Source organism: Amycolatopsis sp. cg5 (genome assembly GCF_041346955.1).
GTDB lineage: Bacteria > Actinomycetota > Actinomycetes > Mycobacteriales > Pseudonocardiaceae > Amycolatopsis.
Genome location: NZ_CP166849.1, coordinates 1,453,429 through 1,471,582 on the forward strand (window position 1 = coordinate 1,453,429; position 18,154 = coordinate 1,471,582).

Sequence of the window (18,154 nt, forward strand, 5' to 3'; positions counted from 1 at the left end):
AGCGCTCGGATGGCTCGCGTGTCCGAGTATCAGGCGCTGCTTCCCTTGCGTGGCAAGATCTTGAACGTCCAGAAGGCCAGTCTCGGCGACACGCTGAAGAACGCCGAGATCGCGTCGATCGTCCAGGTGCTGGGCGCGGGCAGCGGCCGCACGTTCGACATGACCACCATGCGCTACGGCCGCGTCATTCTGATGGCGGACGCCGACGTCGATGGCTCGCACATCCGGACGCTGCTGATCACGCTGTTCGCCAAGTACCTGCGGCCGGTGATCGAGGACGGCAGGCTGTTCGCCGCGATGCCGCCGCTGCACAAGGTGGTCACCAAGGGCCGCAACCCGGAGACCAGGTTCACCTTCACCCAGCGCGAGATGGAGACCACGGTCGCCGCGCTGGAGAAGGCGGGCAAGCAGATCGTCAAGCCGGTGCAGCGGTTCAAGGGCCTCGGCGAGATGGACGCCGACGAGCTGTGGGAGACCACGATGAACCCGGCCACCCGTGCTGTCCGGCGGATCACCTGGGACGACGCCGAAGCCGCCGAGTCCGCGCTCGAACTGCTGATGGGCGAGAAGGTCGAGCCGCGCCGCAACTGGCTGGTCGAGTCCTCGGACCGGGTCGACCAAGACGCGATCGACGCCTGAGTTTTCGTTAGCTACCAAGGAGTTTCGCTGTGGCACGCCGCAAAGGCCCCAGTACCAAGGTCGACGCGTCCGCGTTCGACCAGGCGGGGGCGAACGTCTTCGAGAACCCGCTGAAGACGGAGATCGAAGACTCCTACCTGGAGTACGCGTACTCGGTCATCCACTCGCGCGCGCTCCCGGACGCGCGCGACGGGCTCAAGCCGGTGCACCGCCGCATCCTGTTCTCGATGAACGAGCAGGGCTATCGGCCGACGCACGCGTACGTGAAGTCGTCGCGCGTCGTGGGCGACTGTTTCGTGCGCGGTGCGCTTGTGTCGACGCCCGCCGGCTTGCGCCCGATCGAAGAGATCGAGCTCGGCGAGGAGGTTCTCGACGGCAGGGGACGTGCGGTTCCCGTCACCGCCGTGTACGAGAACCCGGTATCGGAGCTGGTCCGGGTCACCTGGTCGAACGGGCACACCATGCTGGTGACCCCCGGGCAGCGGTTCCGCACGGTCGGCGACGATTCATCGCTGGAGTGGACCGACGCGCGGGAGCTGGCCGGGCGGCGGACGGTCGCCTATGGCAATGGGCGGCGGGTGGACGCGCCCGCGCAGGATGGCAGTCGTTACGACTATCTGCTCGGCCTGCTCGTCGCCGAAGGCTTCCAGGTCGACCGGGCAAGGACCGCGGATGGTCGGGTACGTATCCACATGTGCGACGTCGAGCCTCTCGACGCCGTCTACGACTGGGCGACCACGCATGGTCTGGTCGTGCACCGCAGCCTGCGGGCAGGAGCGAAGCCGAATCATCGCGACCAGCACATCCTCACCTTCGCGAGGAATGACGGTCTGCTGAAAGCGGTTGAGGGCCTCAGTGCCGAGAAGACCGTTCCCGCCGGGGTGCTGGCGAACCGGTCGTCCTGGGCGCCGTTCCTCGCCGGTCTTTTCGATGGTGATGGTTACGTACGCAAGCAGGGCGGGCGTGAGATCGTCTTCGTCAGCACGAGCGAGCGGCTGGTCCGCCAGGTTTACTCGATGCTGGCCGATATGGGCATTCACGGGCACCACTGGCACAACGAGAAGGCGGAGGATGAGCATGACCTGCTCGGTCTGTCGATCTCGGGTCGTGACGCGGTGGCCTTCGCCGGGATCATCGGCTGCTGGACCAAGATCGGCTACAAGGCCGACGATCTCCGGCGGATCGCCGAGACGAATCTGTCCTATGGCGGGAAGCAGGGGAACGACCGGCTGCCCGCGCAGGCGGTCATGGCTGCGTTCTCCGCTGCGCACAAGGGGGGCGGATGGTTCCGTGACACCAATGGCACCGCGTTCCGCGCCTCGCTGTCGGGCGTGAGTGGCGCCAAAGTCCGCTATGGCAAGGACCGGCACGGCATCGCGCTGGCCGATCGATCTTTCCCGCTCTGGCGCGCAGAACAGGACGGCTGGGTCGAGAAGCTGCGCCGGATCGGTTCGCCGCTCGCCGACCGTCTCGACGCACTGTCGGGGTACTCGTTCTTGACGGTGAAGTCAGTGGAGCCGGTGGCACCGGACACGACGTACGACATCCAGGTGGGTACGAAGGAACATGCCTTCGTCACCGAAGGATTCGTCGTCCACAACTGCATGGGTAAGTACCACCCGCACGGCGATTCGGCCATCTATGACTCGATGGTCCGGATGGCGCAGGACTTTTCGCTGAACGTCCCGCTGATCGACGGGCACGGCAACTTCGGTTCCCCCGACGATGGCCCTGCCGCGTCGCGATACACCGAAGCCAGGATGTCACCTGAGGCCATGCTGCTGGTGGGGGAGCTCGGCGAGGAGACCGTCGACTTCCGTCCCACCTACGACGGCTCGCTGCTGGAGCCGACCGTGCTGCCCGCGGCGTTCCCCAACCTGCTCGTCAACGGCACGTCCGGGATCGCGGTCGGCATGGCCACCAACATGATCCCGCACAACCTGGGCGAGACGGTCGCGGCCGCGCGGTGGCTGATCCATCACCCCACGGCGACGCTCGACAAGCTGATGGAGTTCGTGCCGGGCCCCGACCTGCCGACCGGCGGGATGCTGCTCGGGCTCGACGAGGTGCGCAAGGCGTACGAGACCGGACGCGGCGTGGTCCGTATGCGGGCCAAGTGCGAGACCGGTCCGCTCGAAGGCAGCCGTGGCCGCCAGGCGATCACCGTGACCGAGCTGCCGTACGGTGTCGGGCCGGAAAAGATCATCGAGAAGATCACCGACGAGGTCAACAAGTCCAAGCGGCTCACCGGGATCGCGGACGTCAAGGACCTCACCGACCGCGAGAACGGCACGCGGCTGGTCATCGAGTGCAAGGTCGGCGTCAACCCGCAGGCGCTGCTCGCGGACCTGTACCGGCTGACGCCGCTGGAGCAGTCGTTCGGCATCAACAACCTGGTGCTGGTCGACGGGCAGCCGCAGACGCTCGGGCTCAAGGCGCTGCTGGAGGTCTTCCTCGCGCACCGGTACGAGGTCGTCACGCGACGCACGCGCTACCAGAAGCGCAAGCGCGAGGACCGTCTGCACTTGGTCGAGGGTCTGCTGCGCGCGCTGCTCGACATCGACAAGGTCATCCGCCTGATCCGCAACAGTGACAACGCGCAGGCCGCGAAGGACGGCTTGATGAAGTCGTTCAAGCTGTCGGAGATCCAGTCGACCTACATCTTGGACACGCCGCTGCGCCGGCTCACCAAGTACGACAAGATCGAGCTCGAGGCCGAGCAGGACAAGCTGCGCGAGGAGATCGCCGAGCTGTCCAAGATCCTCGACGACGAGTCCGTGCTGAAGAAGGTCGTCTCGACCGAACTCGCCAAGGTGGCCAAGGACTTCACCACCGAGCGCCGCACCGCGCTGATCGACGGTGACCTCAAGGAGGTGCTGGCCGCTTCGAAGCCATCCGGTCCGCTGGAGGTCGAGGACGACCCGTGCCAGGTCATTCTTTCGGCCACCGGCCTGGTCGCGCGGACCGCGGCCGAGTCGGAGGAGTCTTCGGAAGCGCGGCGCCGCAACGGCCGGGTGAAGCACGACGCCGTCCAGGCGGTGGTGCATTCGACGGCCCGTGGCCAGGTGCTGCTGGTGACCAACCGCGGCCGGGCGTTCAAGACCGACGTGCTGCCGTTGCCGGTGCTGCCCGAGCAGGCGGGCACGGTTTCGCTGCGCGGCGGTATGGCGGCGCGCGAGCTGGTGCCGCTGGAAAAGGGCGAGAAGGTGGTCGGTATCGCGCCACTCGGTGAGCAGGGCGCCGGTTCGCCCGGTCTCGCGGTCGGCACGAAGCTGGGCGTGGTCAAGGTGTGCGCGCCCGAATGGCCCGTTCGCTCCGACGAGTTCGAGATCATCAGTCTCAAGGACGGCGACGAGATCATCGGGGCCACTTGGCTCACCGACGGGTCCGAAACGCTCGCCTTCGTCTCCTCGGAGGCTTCGCTGCTGCGGTACGCGGCGTCTTTGGTCCGGCCGCAAGGCCTCAAGGGCGGCGGTATGGCCGGTATCAACCTCAACGGTGACGTGACCGCGGTCTTCTTCGGCGCCATCCGCACGGACGACGAAGAGCACGGCGAGCCGATGGTGATCACGTCGACCGGGATGAGCGTGAAGGTCACCCCGTTCAGCGAGTATCCGCCGAAGGGGCGTGCGACCGGTGGTGTCCGGGCGCAGCGCTTCCTCAAGGGCGAAGGCGGGCTGCGGGTGGCTTGGATCGGGCCACGCCCGGCGGGCGCCGGATCGAACGGCGATCCCGTCGAGCTGCCCGAGGTGGACATGCGGCGTGACGGTTCGGGGCATGCGCACCCGGGGCCGGACGTGGTGGGGCACCTCATCGAGCGGGACTGACGAACCGGGATAAAGCGGGCTTTACTCCCGGGAGTAAAGCCCGCTTTATCCCGGCCTACCGCAGGACGCTCGGGTCGACCTTGGCCGCGCGCTCACGCTGCGGGAAGACGCCGACCTGGACCCTGGCTTTTTCTTGGCCTGTCGCGTAGTCGACCACCGAGACCTCGTTGCGCTTGCTCAGCGAGACGAAGCAGTAGCGGCCGTCGGCGGTCGTGGTGCCCCAGTACGGCAGGCTGCCGACCGGGTAGTTGACCGTCGCCGCCGTGCTCAGATCCGAGGTGGACACCAAAGCGACATAGTCGTCGATCGTGCCGACGTCGCACAGCCGCGAGCCGTCGCCGGAGAGCGCGAGGCCGTGGTGCGCCGAGTTCTTCGGGTACTCGTCGGGCTTCAACGCCGCGCCCGCCGGCGAGAACGGCATGGTCACCGTGTTCATGATCTGCGACGAGTCCAGGTCGTACTTCACGAAGCCGTTCAGGTAGGACAGCTGCGCGTAGAACGTGTGGCCGTCGGGGGCGATCAGGTTGGGCCGGATGCCGTGCGGGAAGCGCCAGGTCTTGACCACTTGCAGGGTCGCGGCGTCGACCTTGGTCAGCAGGAAGTCGCCTTTGGCCCATTCCATCCACTTGGGCAGCGAGACGGTGCCGATGCTGGAGTTGTAGATGTAGCGGCCGTCGGCGGAGAAGTCGTTCTGGTGCGGGTAGGTGCCGGTCTGGAACGCGCCGGTGATCTGGCCGGTGGCGGTGTCGAGCACCTGCGCTTTGCCCGCGGTGGTCGCCGAAACGACGAAGCGGGTGCCGTCGGGGGACAGCGCGGCGTGGTCGGCGTGGAAGCCTTCGAGCCGGGTGTGCCAGAGCTCGGCGCCGGAGCCGAGATCGAAGGCGGCGACGTCGTCGAGGTTGCCGCGTGACACGTACAGCTTGCGGCCGTCGGGGGAGAGCGCGAGGTCGTCGACGAACCGGTCGCCGCCTTCGACGGCTTTGACCGTCTCGTAGCCGGCGCGCTCGATGGGGTTCATCGCGTTGAGGCGCTCTTGCAGGTCGGGGATGACGTTGACGTAGCCGAGGTTGGCGAAGGTGGTCGAATCCAGGAACGTCACGGTGCCCGACTGCGCGTTGCCCACCAGCACGACGTCTTTGAGCGCGGCCGCCTGGGCGACGGGAGCGGCGAGTGTGGTGCCCAGCAAGGTGATGGCGAGTGCGCTGACGATGCGGTTCGGCGGCATCGATTCTCCTCTGCGGGAATCCCCCTCGGGGACAGGACGCGAATATTATTCGCATTAAACTAAGTCCCGCGCTACCGCCAGCTGAGGTACGGCGCTCCGGTTAGGACAGAATCGAAGGCGTGAGGTTCGGGATACTGGGGGCGCTCGAAGCGCCGGTGCCGGTCGGCGGCCCGCGTCCGCGCTCGCTGCTCGCGGCGCTGCTGCTCGACGCCGGGCAGATCGTCAGCGCCGAGCGGCTCATCGACGCGCTCTACGGTGAGGAGCCGCCGAGCGGCGCCGCGAACGCGTTGCAGTCCCAGGTCTCCCGGCTTCGGGGAAAGCTCGGCGACGCGAGCCTGATCGAGCTGCACGCGGCCGGCTACCGGCTCGCCGTCGATCGCGAAGACATCGACGTGCACGTGTTCACCAGGCTCGCGGCCGAAGGCAAACGGGCGCTCGCGGCGGGTGACCACAAAGAAGCCACCGCCCTGCTCGGCGACGCTTTGGCGCTGTGGCGGGGGCCGGCGCTGGCCGATGTCGACGCGCCGTTCGCCGAGGGGCACGCGACCCGGCTGGAGGAGCTTCGGGTCGCCGCCGTCGAGGACTACGCCGAAGCGCATTTGGACCCCAGTGAGCTGATCGCCCGGCTCAAGGCGGAAACCGTCAAGTACCCGCTGCGCGAACGTTTGCGTGGCTTGCTCATGCGCGCGCTCTACGCGGCGGGCAGGCAGGCCGAGGCGCTGGCCGAATTCGAAGACATCCGCGGCGTGCTGGCCGAAGAACTGGGCGCCGATCCATCGGCCGAGCTGTCCGCGGTGCACGTCGCGCTGCTGCGCGGGGATCAGCGTCAGGCGCCCGCGTTGCCCGCGCAGTTCACCAGCTTCGTCGGGCGTGAAGACGACCTCCGGGTGGTCGGCGAACGGCTGCGTGACTCCCGGCTGGTGACCTTGCTCGGGCCGGGTGGCGCCGGAAAGACCAGGCTCGCGATCGAGGCCGCGCGCGGTCACGAGGCCTGCTTCGTCGACTTGGCCCCGCTGACCGGTGGCGTCGCGCAGGCCGTGATGGCCGCTTTGGGCCTGCGTGAATCCGGCCTGCTCGCGGCGCCGGGGCCGGCCGACGTGGAGGGGCGGTTGCTCGCCGCGCTCGCCGGGCGCGAGCTGCTGCTCGTGCTGGACAACTGCGAGCACGTGGTCGCCGACGCGGCCCGGCTCGTGCACGTCATCCTGGGTGGATGCCCGGGTGTCAAAATCTTGGCCACCAGCCGTGAGGCGCTCGGCATCATCGGCGAGGTGCTGTCCCCGGTGCCGCCGCTGTCGCCGGAGCCCGCGGTCCGGCTGTTCACCGATCGCGCGCGAGTGGTGTCGCCCGGCTTCGTCGCCGACGAGACCGTGGCGCGTATCTGCGAGGCGCTCGACGGGCTTCCGCTCGCGATCGAACTGGCGGCCGCGCGCCTGCGTTCGCTGACGGTCCAAGAAGTGGCCACCCGGCTCGACGACCGGTTCCGGCTGCTGACGCGGGGCAGCCGGACCGCGGCGCCCCGGCACCAGACGCTGCGCGCGGTCGTCGAGTGGAGCTGGGAACTACTCGAACCGGACGAACGGGCACTGGCCGCGAAACTGTCCGTCTTCGCGGGCGGCGCGACGCTCGAAGCGGCCGAGCGGGTGTGCGGCGGCACGGTCGACGAGCTCGCGAGCCTGGTCGACAAGTCGTTCGTCGAGGTGTCCGGCGGCCGCTACCGGATGCTCGACACGATCCGGGTGTTCTGCGCCGAGCGGCGGACGGAAAACGTCCATCGCGCGTATGCCGAGTACTTCCTCGAGCTGGCCAGTACCGCCGACCCGCATCTGCGCCGTGCGGAGCAGCTCGACTGGATGGACCGGCTCAAAGCCGAGCATGGCAATTTTCTGGCCACCCTCCGCTGGGCGGCCGAGCACGCCGTCGACCTGGCGTTGGCACTGGTCAGCGCGTTGTCGTGGTACTGGTACCTCAGTGGGACCCGGACCGAGATCATCCCGCTGACCGCGCGGCTGATCGAGCTCGTCGAGCCGAGGGAGTGCGAAGAGGAGTACGTCCTCTGCGTGCTGCACACCGTGGCGGGCGGGCCGGGTGGCTTCGAAAAGCACATCGCCCGTGCCCGCGAGATCATGAGCCGGATCGGCGCGCTGCGGCAGCCGTACGTCGTCGTCGCGTGGGCGCTGTTCGAGGGGCCGCCGATCGAGGGCGAGCCGATCTCGCCGATGCGGCAGGCCTTCGCCGAGAACCCCGATCCGTGGTTCCAGGCGATGCTCAAGTTCAGCACCGGCTACGTCGCCTGGTTCACCGGCGGCGAGGTCGGCACCGCGGAACAGCTGGTCGAGGAGGGGCTGGCCGTTTTTCGGCACCTCGGCGAACGCTGGGGTCTCGCGCAGTGTCTCGACGCGCTGGCCGCGTTCGCCGACGCGGACGGCGACCACACCCGCGCGCTGGCGATGACCGCCGAAGCGCTCGACGTCATGCGTGAGCTCAACGCTGTCGAGGAGCTCGCCGACCTCTCCTCGCGTGGCGCCGCGCGGTTGCTCCGCGCCGGACGTATGGAAGAGGCAGAGGCCTCGTACGAACAGTCGGCCGAGTACGCGAAGCGAGCCGGCGTTCTCGCGACGGTGGCCGTCGCGTGGTCCGGTCTCGGCGAGCTGGCCAGGCTGCGGGGTGACCTCGAAAAGGCCCGCGAACTCCAGGAGCGGGCGCTCGCGCAGTGCACCGAGGACTGGGTGAACGCGAACGCGCGCACCCAGATCTTCCTCGAACTCGGCCGCGTCGCCGCGCTCGAAGGCACCACCGCCGAGGCGGTCGCGCACTTCGAGCGCGCGGCGTCGCTCGCGCACGCGAGCAGGCTCCAGGCCGTCGAGGACCAGGCCGTCGCCGAGCTCACGCGTATTTCTTCAGCTTGACGATGTCCGAGGACCGCATGGTCATCTTGTTGAACCAGGCCCCGATCGGGCCTGCGAACATGACCTTGCACATCAGGTTGCGCTGCCAGATCCCCGAGCGTGACCCCGGTGCCAAAAAACTGCCGGCCCGCTTCGCCTGCCCGTGCCCGATCTTCGCCGACGGCCGCAGCTGCCGCTCGAACTCGGCGAACGCCTCGCGGTGGTCAGCCTGGGTGGCCAGCTCACCGGCGAGCACGTACGCGCCGAGCATCGCCGTGCCCGTCCCGGAGCCACCCGGGCCCGCCGACCACGCCGCGTCGCCGACGAGCGCGACCCGGCCGTGGTGCCAGCGGTCGAGGTGGATCTGGCCGACTGCCGCGAAGTACAGGTCGTTCGCGTCGTGCAAGTCTTCCAGCAGCTCGGGCGTCTTCCAGCCGACATCGACGAACCGCTCGTGCACGAGCTTCTTCTGCTGCTCGATGTCCTGCCGGTCGTAGGACAGCACGTCCGAGGTGAACGCGAAGCCGACGCCGTACGAGGTGACCATCACGCCCCGGCCCGGCTCGTTGTACCAAACCCCGGTGCGGTCGAGGCCGAGCCGGTTGGTCCCGCTGTAACCGGCCAGATAACAGCCACCGTGCGTGGCGAACTGCTCCTCCGGGCCGAAGAGCAGCGCGCGGACCCCGGAGTGCGCGCCGTCGGCGCCGATCACGAAGTCGAACGTGCGGTCCTCGCCGCGTGCGAAGGTCACGTCGACGCCGGTCGCCGTTTCGGTCATCCCGGTGATCCAGTCGCCGAAGACGTACTCGGTGTTCTCGCGGGTCGCGTCGTAGAGCACGCGGGCCAGGTCGCCGCGCATGATCTCGACCTCGCCGCTCATGAACTCGCCGGGCATCTTGAGCAGCGGCTGCCCGTCGCGGTCGACGACGGTGACCTCACCCATCCCGGTCTCGTGGGCCTTGATCTCGTCCAGCACGCCCATCTGGCGCAGGATCTCGACCTGCGCGCCGCGGAAGTCGACGGCCGAGCCGCCGGGGCGCAGTTCCGGCGCCCGCTCGACGACCGTGGTCTCGAAGCCGTAGCGGTGCAGCCAGTAGGCGACGGACGGCCCGGCGACGCTGGCCCCGGAGATCAGAACTCGCTTCTTCATGGTGTTCTCCCTGTTCCTGTGGTGGTGACAGGGAGAACTCTCGGGCGCGGACCCTACCGTCGCCCTACCGCGCGCTGACCGCCACGCTCAGACCTCGAAGGTGACGGTCAGCCGCGCGATGCGGCCGTCGGGCGCGATGTCGTAGACCGCGAGCATCGGCACCTCGAAGTTGTCGCCGGCGCGGCCCGCCGGACCCCGCGGCGACATCGGGGTGTCGGCGAGCAGGATGAACTGGACGTCGAGGTCGACGACCAGCGTGTGGCCGTCGGTGCGGAAGGTGCGCACGATCAGCGTCTCGAAGATCGACTCGTGTGCTTTTTCGAACCAGGTGAGCGAGTCGGCCGCGTTGTCGAAGCGGGCCACCGGGAAGTCGATGACCACGTCGGGGGTGTAGAACTCGGTGTGCACCCGCTTCCAGTCCTGGCTGTTGAAGGCCGCGACGTAGGTCAGGTAGCTCTCGAAGTTCACGACGGTTCTCCTCTGAGCACGCGGGCGCGGGCGCCGGGGCCGCGCTCGTCGGCGGTGACCACGAGCATGACGTCGGCCCGGCCGGTCGTCAGCAGGTTCGTCGCGTGGTCGAGTGCGATCTCTTCCGAGGCCTGCCCGGACGTCACGGCCGAAAGCGGGCCCTTCAGGCCGAGCGTCAGTGAGACGTAGCCCGCGGTCACGCTCGCGACGATGTTCGGCGCGGTCACGGGGCTGATCAGGTGCAGCTCGTCGCGGTCCTGCGCGGCGTGCAGCTCTTCGATGGTCGCGAGCGGTCCGCTCGCGGTGGCGAACACCAGCCCCGCGTGCTCGGGCTCGGGCCGGTTTTCGGCCGTGTAGCCCGCGTCCGCCCAGGCGAGATGGGCCGCGGCCAGCGCCAGCGCGCCGAGTTCGTCGACGCGCGACGCGTACGCGCGCGGGAAGTTGCCCCGCGCCGCCTCGGCGTCCGGCACCACCGCACCGCCCACAGTGGACACTTCGCGAGCCGGGAAGCCGGGGTCGGCCGCTGGCTTGGAACCCAGCACGAGCACGCAGTTCGCGCCGCCGAACGCGATCGAGTTGGTGACGGCGACGTCGACCTTCGCGGGGCGCGCGGTGCCGGGCACGACGTCCCAGCCGGGCATGCGCTCGGGATCGACGTTGATCGTCGGCGGCAGTTCCGCGTCACGGATGGCGAACGCCGTGATCGCGGCTTCGACCACGCCCGCCGCGCCGAGTGTGTGCCCCAGCTGCGGCTTCGAGCTGCTGAGCGGCGGCCCGCCGGAGCCGAAGAGCGACCGCAGCGCGGTCAGTTCCGCGCGGTCGTTGGCCGGCGTGCCGGTGCCGTGGCCGTTGACGTAGTCGACCTCGGCCGGGGTGACGCCCGCGTCGCGCAGCGCCTGGCGCATGGCGCGGAACAGGCCTTCCCCGCTGGGCGGCGGCGCGGTGATGTGGAACGCGTCGGCGGTCATCCCGTAGCCGTTGACGTAGGCGATGACCTCCTTGTCGCCGGGGTCGGCCTCCAGCAGCAGGAACGCCGCGCCTTCACCGAGGTTGACGCCGCCGCTGCGCGAATACGGCCCCGACGGCGCCGCGTCGAGCGCCTTCCAGCTGCTGAAGGTCGCCATCGTGGTGACGTTGAGCAGGTCGATCCCGCCGACCAGCATCGCGGGCACGCGGCCGGCGCGCAGCAGGTCGACGGCATGGCAGAGCGCGTTGGCGCTCGCGACGCAGCCGGTGCCGAAGACGGCGCGCGGGCCGTCGATGCCGAGCTTCGCCACGATCGGATCCAGTGCGGCGTAAGGGAAACCGGTCAGCCACGCGGTCTCCGGCGCGCCGTTGGTGCCCAGCGTGATGCCGGTGCCCGGCGGCAGGTCGTCGACGGGCAGCCGCTGCGCGAGCGCCCACAGCGTGTCCTGCTCGGTGAGCTCCGCGACGTACGCGCCGCCGAACCGGCCCGCCGCGTGCACGGCGGTCTCACCGCGCGCGACGCGGCGCCAGGTGTCCTCGGCGCTCAGGCCGAACCCGGTCGCGAGCGCTACGCCGGTGATCGCGATGCCGTGTGTCATGCGCGTAGTTTCCCTGTCTCGCTGCGGTCGATCCGCTCGACCAGCTCCACGGACTGCGGGTTCAGCCCGAGCTCCTTCGCCGCGGCGCGCACGGCCTGCGGCAGCTCCGGGGCCGTCCCGACCACCCGCACGGTGAAGCTCTCGCCGCGCAGCGTGTCCCGCACGGGGAAACACGCCAGGTCCTCGCAGGGCACGCGCTCGGCCAGCTCGCGCTGCACGGTGTCGAGGTCGACCCGCAGGCCGTTGATCTTGCACAGCCGTCCGCGCCTGCCCAGGAACCGGAACCGCCGCGCGTCGACGACCTCGACGAAGTCGTCGGTACGCCATTCGGTCAGCTCACCGGCGAGCCGGGGACCCGCCACGACCAGCGGGACCTCGCCGCTGTCGGCGCCGAGCAGCTTGACGTCGTCGAACAGCGTCCACGGCGCGTCCTCGCCGTCGCGATGGGCGATGCCGCCGGTCTCGGTCGACCCGAAGATCTCGGTGATCAGCACGTCATCGGGCGCGGGCAGGTCACGGGCCTCCGGCGGGAGCGTCGCGGTGCTGTGCAGTATCGACAGCTCGTCCACAGTGGACAAGAACTCGGGATGCCTCGCCAAGATCCGGAAGGTCCACGGGATCGCGCCGACGCCGAGGCCGCGCGGGCTGATCTCGGGCATGCCGACGTCGAAGCCCGGCTGGTACCAGACCGGCACGCCCAGCATGGCGGGCACGAGCACGGTGGTGAGCATGCCGTAGAGGTGCGCCGGTGGCGCGAACGCGAGCACCGCGTCGATCCGGCGGCCGCACCACAGCCCGGCCAGCATCCCGGCCTCGGAGACCAGCTGCTCGCGGGTACGCCGCCACGTCGTCGCCTCGCCGGTCGACCCCGAGGTCTTGATGTCGAGCGAAGGCGCGCTGTGCGCGATGAGCCGATCGCGCTCGGCCGCGGCCAGCAGGTCCCAGCGCACGCACCACGGCCGGTCGCCCGGCGCGCCGCCGGTGAGCGCGGCGCCGGGATCGAGTTCGGCGTGGCGCCTCACGTCCGGCCCGCGACCCAGCTGGTGATGCTCGCGATGGTGCCGAACTCGGTGGCCGCGTCGTCCATCGCGAGCGGGCCGGTGGCGAGCGCGCGCTCGATCAGCCCGACCGTCTCCAGCTTGGCGAGGCTGTCGAACAGCCCGTCCGGCACCTCACTGAGCGGGCGGTCGGCAGGCCAGTCGTCGACCGCGGTCCGCAGCGCCTTGCCGACCGCTTCGCGGACGACGGATTCGATCTCGTCTACCTCAGGCATCGGCTTCCTCTGGTGGGGTGAAGGCGCCGGCCGCGATCAGCTCGGCGACCTTCGCCAGGTCGCCGTCGAGCCGCCGGTCGTGGTGCAGGAACGGCACGTGCTCGCGCAGCAGCCGGTGCGCGGCGCGGGTGCCTTCGCCGAGCAGCTCGCGCCCGCGCAGGTCGGCCGCCTGGCAGGTGGCCAGCAGCACGATCGCGGAGATCTCGGTGACCAGCTCGTTCACCGTGCGCGCACCGCGGGCGGCGATGGTGCCCATGCTGACCTTGTCCTGGTTGTGCGACTCGGTCGAGCGGGAGAACGAGGTCGACGGGCCGGTCAGGCTGAGCGCTTCGGCGGCCAGCGCGGAGCAGGCCAGCTGCATGCCCTTGAAGCCGTGGTGCAGCCCCGTCTCGGCCAGCGGCGTGAGATTGGGCGGCAGGCCGGCGTTGAACTTGTCGTCGACCAGCAGCGCCAGCTGGCGGTCCAGCAGGTCGCCGACGCTCGCGACGGCCACCTTCAGCGAATCCATCGCCTGGCCGACGTGCCCGCCGTAGAAGTTGCCGCCGTTGTGCACCTCGCCGGTTCCCGCGTCGAAGAGCGGATTGTCGTTCGTGGAGTTGATCTCGACCTCGATCCACTCGCTCACCCAGCCGAGTGTGTCACGAAGCACGCCGATCACGTGCGGCGCGCAGCGCAGCGAATACCGGTCCTGGATGGAGCGGTTCAACGTCAGCATCTCGCGTTCTTCAACGGCGGCATGCGGTTCGAGTACCGGGTTGTCGTCCGTGCAGAGGTACGAACCCGCCAGCATGCCGTGAATCCGTTGCGCCGAAAGGACTTGCCCGCGATGCGGTTTCTGCCGGTGAATGGCGGGGTGGTAATGCCCCCGATTGCCGAGCAGCGCTTCCGCGGCCAGCGCGGTGCACAGTTCGGCCACGCGCGCGAGCTCGGCGGCGTCGTGCGCGGCGAGCGCGGCGAACCCCGACATGAACGAGGTGCCGTTGATCAGCGCGAGGCCCTCTTTCGCCTCGTACGTGGCGGGTTTGAGGCCGCAGGCGCGCAACGCGTCCGCCGCCTGCCACCTGGCCTGCTTGAACATCACCTCGCCCTCACCGGTCAGCATGTCGGCGAGATAGCACAGCGGCACGAGATCACCGCTCGCGCCGACCGACCCGCGTTCGGGGATCAGCGGGAGGATGTCGTGGCGCAGGCAGTCGACGAGCAGGTCGACCACCTCGCGGCGGATGCCGGAGTACCCGCGGGCCAGGCAGTTCGCCCTGATCAGCATGGTCGCGCGGACCACCTCCGGCGCGGCGTGCGCGCCGGTGCCGTTGAGGTGGTAGCGGACCAGGTTGCGCTGGAGCTCGGCGGTGCGGCGCGGGTTGAGCTGGAACCTGGCGCTGTCGCCGAACCCGGTCGTCACGCCGTAAACCGGCCGGTTCGTGGCGATCAGCTCGTCGCGAAGCGCGACGGAATCGGCCATCCGGACGGCGGCTTCGGCCGAGAGGCCGAAGCGGGATTCGTTCCGTGCCGCGAACGCAACGCCGGAGACGGTCAGCGTGTCGTCGCCCAGAGTGAGGCGCATGAGCGGATCGTAGCGCCGGTCAGTCCCGCGCGGAACATACCCAAGGGTTTTATCGATCATGTACCGGCCAGCGAATTTGTTGCTGTTCCGTGGAAAGCGCGAAGCACGGCGGGGCGGCGCGCCGCCGTTTTGGCTTGGTAACGCTGTTTCCGGATTTGTTAACCTTCCTTACTTATGCCGCACGCTAAATCGCCCCGGCGGCCACGTCAAGGGTATGTGACCCTGACGTCATCGACCGGCGATACGGAGGTAGGGAAAACGGGCCCCGTACTTGACTGGGTAATCCGGCGGTGTTTGCATTTTGTCTCCGACGTCGAGTACATGTCTCAAAAAAGTGATTCACGTGGACAATTTCGTGTACTCGGCGCATCCGGCGGGCGTGGTGCTCCGTCGGGTGTCCACAACGGACGGTGGAGTCGATCCGCTTGGCTTCACCACATTTCTGTCACACGACAGTTTAAGTGGCAGCGCACCAAGGCGGCCGACCGCGTACACCCCCGATGGCGACATCGGGCCGCACGCGGAAGGGGGAGAACGCTCAAAACAATGGGCTCGTGAGCGTTCCGGGCGGTTCTAACCGCCCGGAACGCTCACGACCCAGGTCCAGGAATTCGCGGACCGCCGCGGAGTCGTAGGCCCGCGAGACCGTGCACAGCCACTCGATCTCCGAGGCCCGGTCCGGGAGCTCTTCGCCGTCGAACAGGTCCGTCGCCGGGTCGGCGCACGGCTCGGCGCCGTCCAGCTTCGACCGGCACGCCACGGCGACACTGCACGCCGTCGCCACCGCGCTGTCGCCGCCCGCGTACGCGCGCGCCCGGTCCAGTACCGAAGCAGGCAGGTAGTCCCGCAGCGTGATCAGCCCGTCCCGGATTTCGATCACCCGCCGGTACAGCCGCAGGTTCAGCGAGCCGAAGGCGAGTTCCCGCACCCGACCGCGCGGCTTGATCAGCGCGATGTGCGGCACGGCCTCGTACACCGCGCGCCACAGCGGGTAGAGCGTCCACAGTGCACGGTAGCCGCGCGCGGTCCGCGCGTAGTCGGGGCAGGCCGAAAGGATGCTGCCCGCCACGAACGCCAGCAGGCCCGTGTACATGATCAGCCGCATCGCCGCCACGATCGGCGTCTGCGGAGAGAACAGCAGCACCGTCCGCAGCACCGCGTACCCGATGCCCGCGCCGAAACAGACGGTGATCAGCTTCAGGCTGACCCGCAGCAGCCGCGAGCCCGCGCGCAGGTTGTACCGCCAGAACACCCACATCGCGATCGTGCTGATCGCGCAGACGTACGACAGGTAGACCAGCCAGTACGAGATCAGCGGCGAGAAGCTCACCGTCTTCGGCAGGAAGTACGGGCCTGCCGAAGACGTCGCGAAGCCGAACAGGACGGTCATCGCGGCGACCGTGATGAGCGCGCTGATCAGCACCCGCCTGCGGTTGAGCCGGGAGTCCCGGCCGACCACCACGAGCATGATGTGCAGGATGGCCGCGTCGAACAACGCGGTCAGCCCGTGCTTGAGCAGGCTTTCCACGTTGGGGATGCCGGTGAAGGCGTTGACCCAGCGCCCGATCGCGGGCTGGGCGAACGTCATCGAAAGCGCTTCCAGCAGCAGCGTGACCGCCCACAGCCTGGCGCGACGCGAGCGGATCGCCGAGGGGACCCGGATCAGGCCCGCCGTCCACAGGCCGACGACCGTGGCGACCTCGAGGGTGTCGAGCAGCCCGGTGATCATGGGTCGCTCGGGCGGGTGCCGAGCACCTGCTCCAGCCTGGTCAGGTCCGGGGTGTCCGACGCCGCCGCGTCGCGGGTGGCGTGGTCGAGGATGAGGCTGGCCACCATCTCGGCCTCCTCTTCCTGGCGGTTCGTGTAGCTGGTGCGGGCGAGCAGCCGCTGGACCAGCGCCGGGTCGAGGTCGGGCAGTATCGCGCTGAACGACGACGGCTCCGTCAGCCCCGGTGATTCGTGTTCACACAGCATGTGTGCGATTTCGTGCACGATGATGTGCTCTTGGTGCAATTTGGTGGTGTTTTCTTCGTAAAATACGTAATCACTTTCCGCGGTGGCGATCCACAGCCCGCACGGGCCGCCCGCGGTCGGCAGCACCGGGAACGGCAGCAGGTACAGCGGACGGCCGCGCTGCGCGCTCAGCTTGCGGCACAGGCGCGCGACCGAGAACGGCTGGGGCAGCCCGACCCCGCGCACGATGGCCCGGCAGTGCTTCTTCAACCGCCGTGCGGTCATTCCACATCCTCGACCGGACTGAGCTGCTGGACTTTCCTGGCTTCGGTCACGATGGCCAGAATCGAGTCCAGAGTCTGGGGCGCGAGACCGTCCGCCCGCAAGGCTATGTCACGCACCTTCGCGTTGCGCAACGCCGAGGCCAGTTTGATCTGGGCGTTCACCCGGTCGGCCACCTCCTCGTTGAGGAAGTATTCGGCGGGCACGCCGAAGTAGCTCGCGAGCACGGTGACCTGGTCGACCGTCGGATTGCGCTTGCGCCCGGTGGCGAGCTCCCACAGATAGGTGCCGGACAGCCGCGCGCCGGTGGACTCCCTGATCTCCTCGGCCAGCCTCGTGTAACCGGGCCGCCTGCGGGTGTCGGGATGGAGCACGGCGATCAGATGATTGATCTTGCCGGCCAGCTGGCCCTCGTCTTCCGGGCCCTCTGCGGGGTGCATGGATCGACGTTACCAGGGACTCGTGCGCGTTCCGGGCGGTTCTAACCGCCCGCAACGCGCACGAGCCCTCAAACCGTGTGCAGCTCGGCCGCGAACAGGCTCAGCTTCGTGTAGGCGCCGGGGCTGCCCTCGCGCGCGCATCCGCGCCCGAACGTGATGACGCCCGCGAGCCGCCCGTCGACCACGATCGGCCCGCCCGAATCGCCCTGGCAGGCGTCGATGCCGCCCTCGGGGTACCCGGCGCAGAACACGGTCCTGATGTACGGCTCGGCGTACGCGGCCGCGCAGTCCTCGTCGGACAGCAGTGGCACTTCGGCCTGCTGCAAGGTCTCAGCGAGATCGCCGTCTTCGGCGGTGTCGCCCCAGCCGAGGATGGTGCCGACGTTGCCGGCCTCGTACGGCTGCGTCTCGCCGTCCTCGACGATCTCGATCCACGGATACGGCACGGGTTCCGGCAGCATCAGCATCGCGATGTCGTTGCGGTAGTAGTCGGCGTCGTAGTCCGGCTGGATCCAGTAGGACTCGACGGGGTAGACGTCGCCGCCGTCACCGGTGCGCTCGTCGCGGCCCGCCACGACCTGGACGCGGGTCGGGTCGTCCAGCCAGGCCAGGCAGTGCGCGGCCGTCAGCACCTGCTGGTTGCTGATGAACGTGCCGCCGCAGAAATGCTGGCCGTTGATCCGCAGTGAGACCACCCACGGGTAGTCCTGCGTGCTCGCGTCACCACCGCCGACGATGTCCGGTTTCGGACCGGCCTGCGCGGCGCCTGCCAGACCGGCCAGCAGCAGTGCGACGAGACCGAGAATGACGGCGGTGCGGCGTCTCATGCGGACGTTCCTCCCCAAGGGCCTTAAGAACCGGAGCGGGAGAAGCTAACCCCGAT

At 69.0% G+C, this 18,154-nt stretch carries 13 protein-coding genes and 1 pseudogene; 3 read left to right on the forward strand and 11 right to left on the reverse strand.

All coding sequences use genetic code 11. From position 1 onward, the window contains the following. Together AB5J62_RS07010 and AB5J62_RS07015 are read left to right on the forward strand one after the other, a co-directional pair. A pseudogene (locus tag AB5J62_RS07010) lies at window positions 1-639 on the forward strand (toprim domain-containing protein); the annotation flags it as partial. A gap of 29 nt (window positions 640-668) precedes the next feature. Continuing rightward, complete coding sequence (locus tag AB5J62_RS07015) at window positions 669-4,466, forward strand: DNA topoisomerase (ATP-hydrolyzing) (protein WP_370947295.1); 3,798 nt, start codon at window positions 669-671, stop codon at window positions 4,464-4,466. A gap of 55 nt (window positions 4,467-4,521) precedes the next feature. Here the strand turns inward: AB5J62_RS07015 and AB5J62_RS07020 are convergent, their stop codons facing one another. Then, window positions 4,522-5,691, reverse strand: a complete 1,170-nt coding sequence (locus tag AB5J62_RS07020) for a YncE family protein (RefSeq protein ID WP_370947296.1) — start codon at window positions 5,689-5,691, stop codon at window positions 4,522-4,524. A 119-nt stretch (window positions 5,692-5,810) separates the two neighbouring features. Here AB5J62_RS07020 and AB5J62_RS07025 point away from each other — a divergent pair, with 119 nt between their 5' ends. After that, window positions 5,811-8,597, forward strand: coding sequence for a BTAD domain-containing putative transcriptional regulator (locus tag AB5J62_RS07025; RefSeq protein WP_370947297.1), 2,787 nt, complete (start codon window positions 5,811-5,813; stop codon window positions 8,595-8,597). On the opposite strand, the gene AB5J62_RS07030 is transcribed toward AB5J62_RS07025, so the two are convergent. The 10 genes from AB5J62_RS07030 to AB5J62_RS07075 form a co-directional block, all read right to left on the reverse strand. Further along, the gene (locus AB5J62_RS07030; protein ID WP_370947298.1) at window positions 8,575-9,726 is read right to left on the reverse strand and encodes an FAD-dependent monooxygenase; all 1,152 of its coding nucleotides are present in this window, start codon (window positions 9,724-9,726) and stop codon (window positions 8,575-8,577) included. The two genes, AB5J62_RS07025 and AB5J62_RS07030, sit on opposite strands and share 23 nt — an antisense overlap. 87 nt (window positions 9,727-9,813) lie before the next feature. Further along, a complete protein-coding gene (locus AB5J62_RS07035) occupies window positions 9,814-10,194 on the reverse strand; it encodes a nuclear transport factor 2 family protein (RefSeq protein WP_370947299.1) in 381 nt (126 codons plus the stop codon). Next, window positions 10,191-11,759, reverse strand: a complete 1,569-nt coding sequence (locus tag AB5J62_RS07040; RefSeq protein ID WP_370947300.1) for a beta-ketoacyl synthase N-terminal-like domain-containing protein — start codon at window positions 11,757-11,759, stop codon at window positions 10,191-10,193. The genes AB5J62_RS07035 and AB5J62_RS07040 overlap by 4 nt, the downstream gene beginning before the upstream one ends. Further along, window positions 11,756-12,781, reverse strand: coding sequence for a long-chain fatty acid--CoA ligase (locus tag AB5J62_RS07045; protein ID WP_370947301.1), 1,026 nt, complete (start codon window positions 12,779-12,781; stop codon window positions 11,756-11,758). The genes AB5J62_RS07040 and AB5J62_RS07045 overlap by 4 nt, the downstream gene beginning before the upstream one ends. Continuing rightward, complete coding sequence (locus tag AB5J62_RS07050; RefSeq protein ID WP_370947302.1) at window positions 12,778-13,032, reverse strand: hypothetical protein; 255 nt, start codon at window positions 13,030-13,032, stop codon at window positions 12,778-12,780. Before AB5J62_RS07050 ends, AB5J62_RS07045 begins: the two co-directional genes overlap by 4 nt. Next, window positions 13,025-14,596 carry an aromatic amino acid lyase gene (locus AB5J62_RS07055; protein WP_370947303.1) on the reverse strand — a complete coding sequence of 524 codons (1,572 nt, stop codon included), beginning with the start codon at window positions 14,594-14,596 and terminating at the stop codon, window positions 13,025-13,027. Before AB5J62_RS07055 ends, AB5J62_RS07050 begins: the two co-directional genes overlap by 8 nt. 538 nt (window positions 14,597-15,134) lie before the next feature. Next, complete coding sequence (locus tag AB5J62_RS07060; protein WP_370947304.1) at window positions 15,135-16,325, reverse strand: MAB_1171c family putative transporter; 1,191 nt, start codon at window positions 16,323-16,325, stop codon at window positions 15,135-15,137. Beyond that, complete coding sequence (locus AB5J62_RS07065) at window positions 16,322-16,834, reverse strand: hypothetical protein (protein WP_370947305.1); 513 nt, start codon at window positions 16,832-16,834, stop codon at window positions 16,322-16,324. Before AB5J62_RS07065 ends, AB5J62_RS07060 begins: the two co-directional genes overlap by 4 nt. Continuing rightward, on the reverse strand, window positions 16,831-17,271 hold the full coding sequence (locus AB5J62_RS07070) for a hypothetical protein (protein ID WP_370947306.1): 441 nt from the start codon (window positions 17,269-17,271) through the stop codon (window positions 16,831-16,833). The genes AB5J62_RS07065 and AB5J62_RS07070 overlap by 4 nt, the downstream gene beginning before the upstream one ends. Window positions 17,272-17,339: 68 nt before the next feature. Further along, complete coding sequence (locus AB5J62_RS07075) at window positions 17,340-18,098, reverse strand: trypsin-like serine protease (protein ID WP_370947307.1); 759 nt, start codon at window positions 18,096-18,098, stop codon at window positions 17,340-17,342. Window positions 18,099-18,154 lie beyond the last annotated feature (56 nt).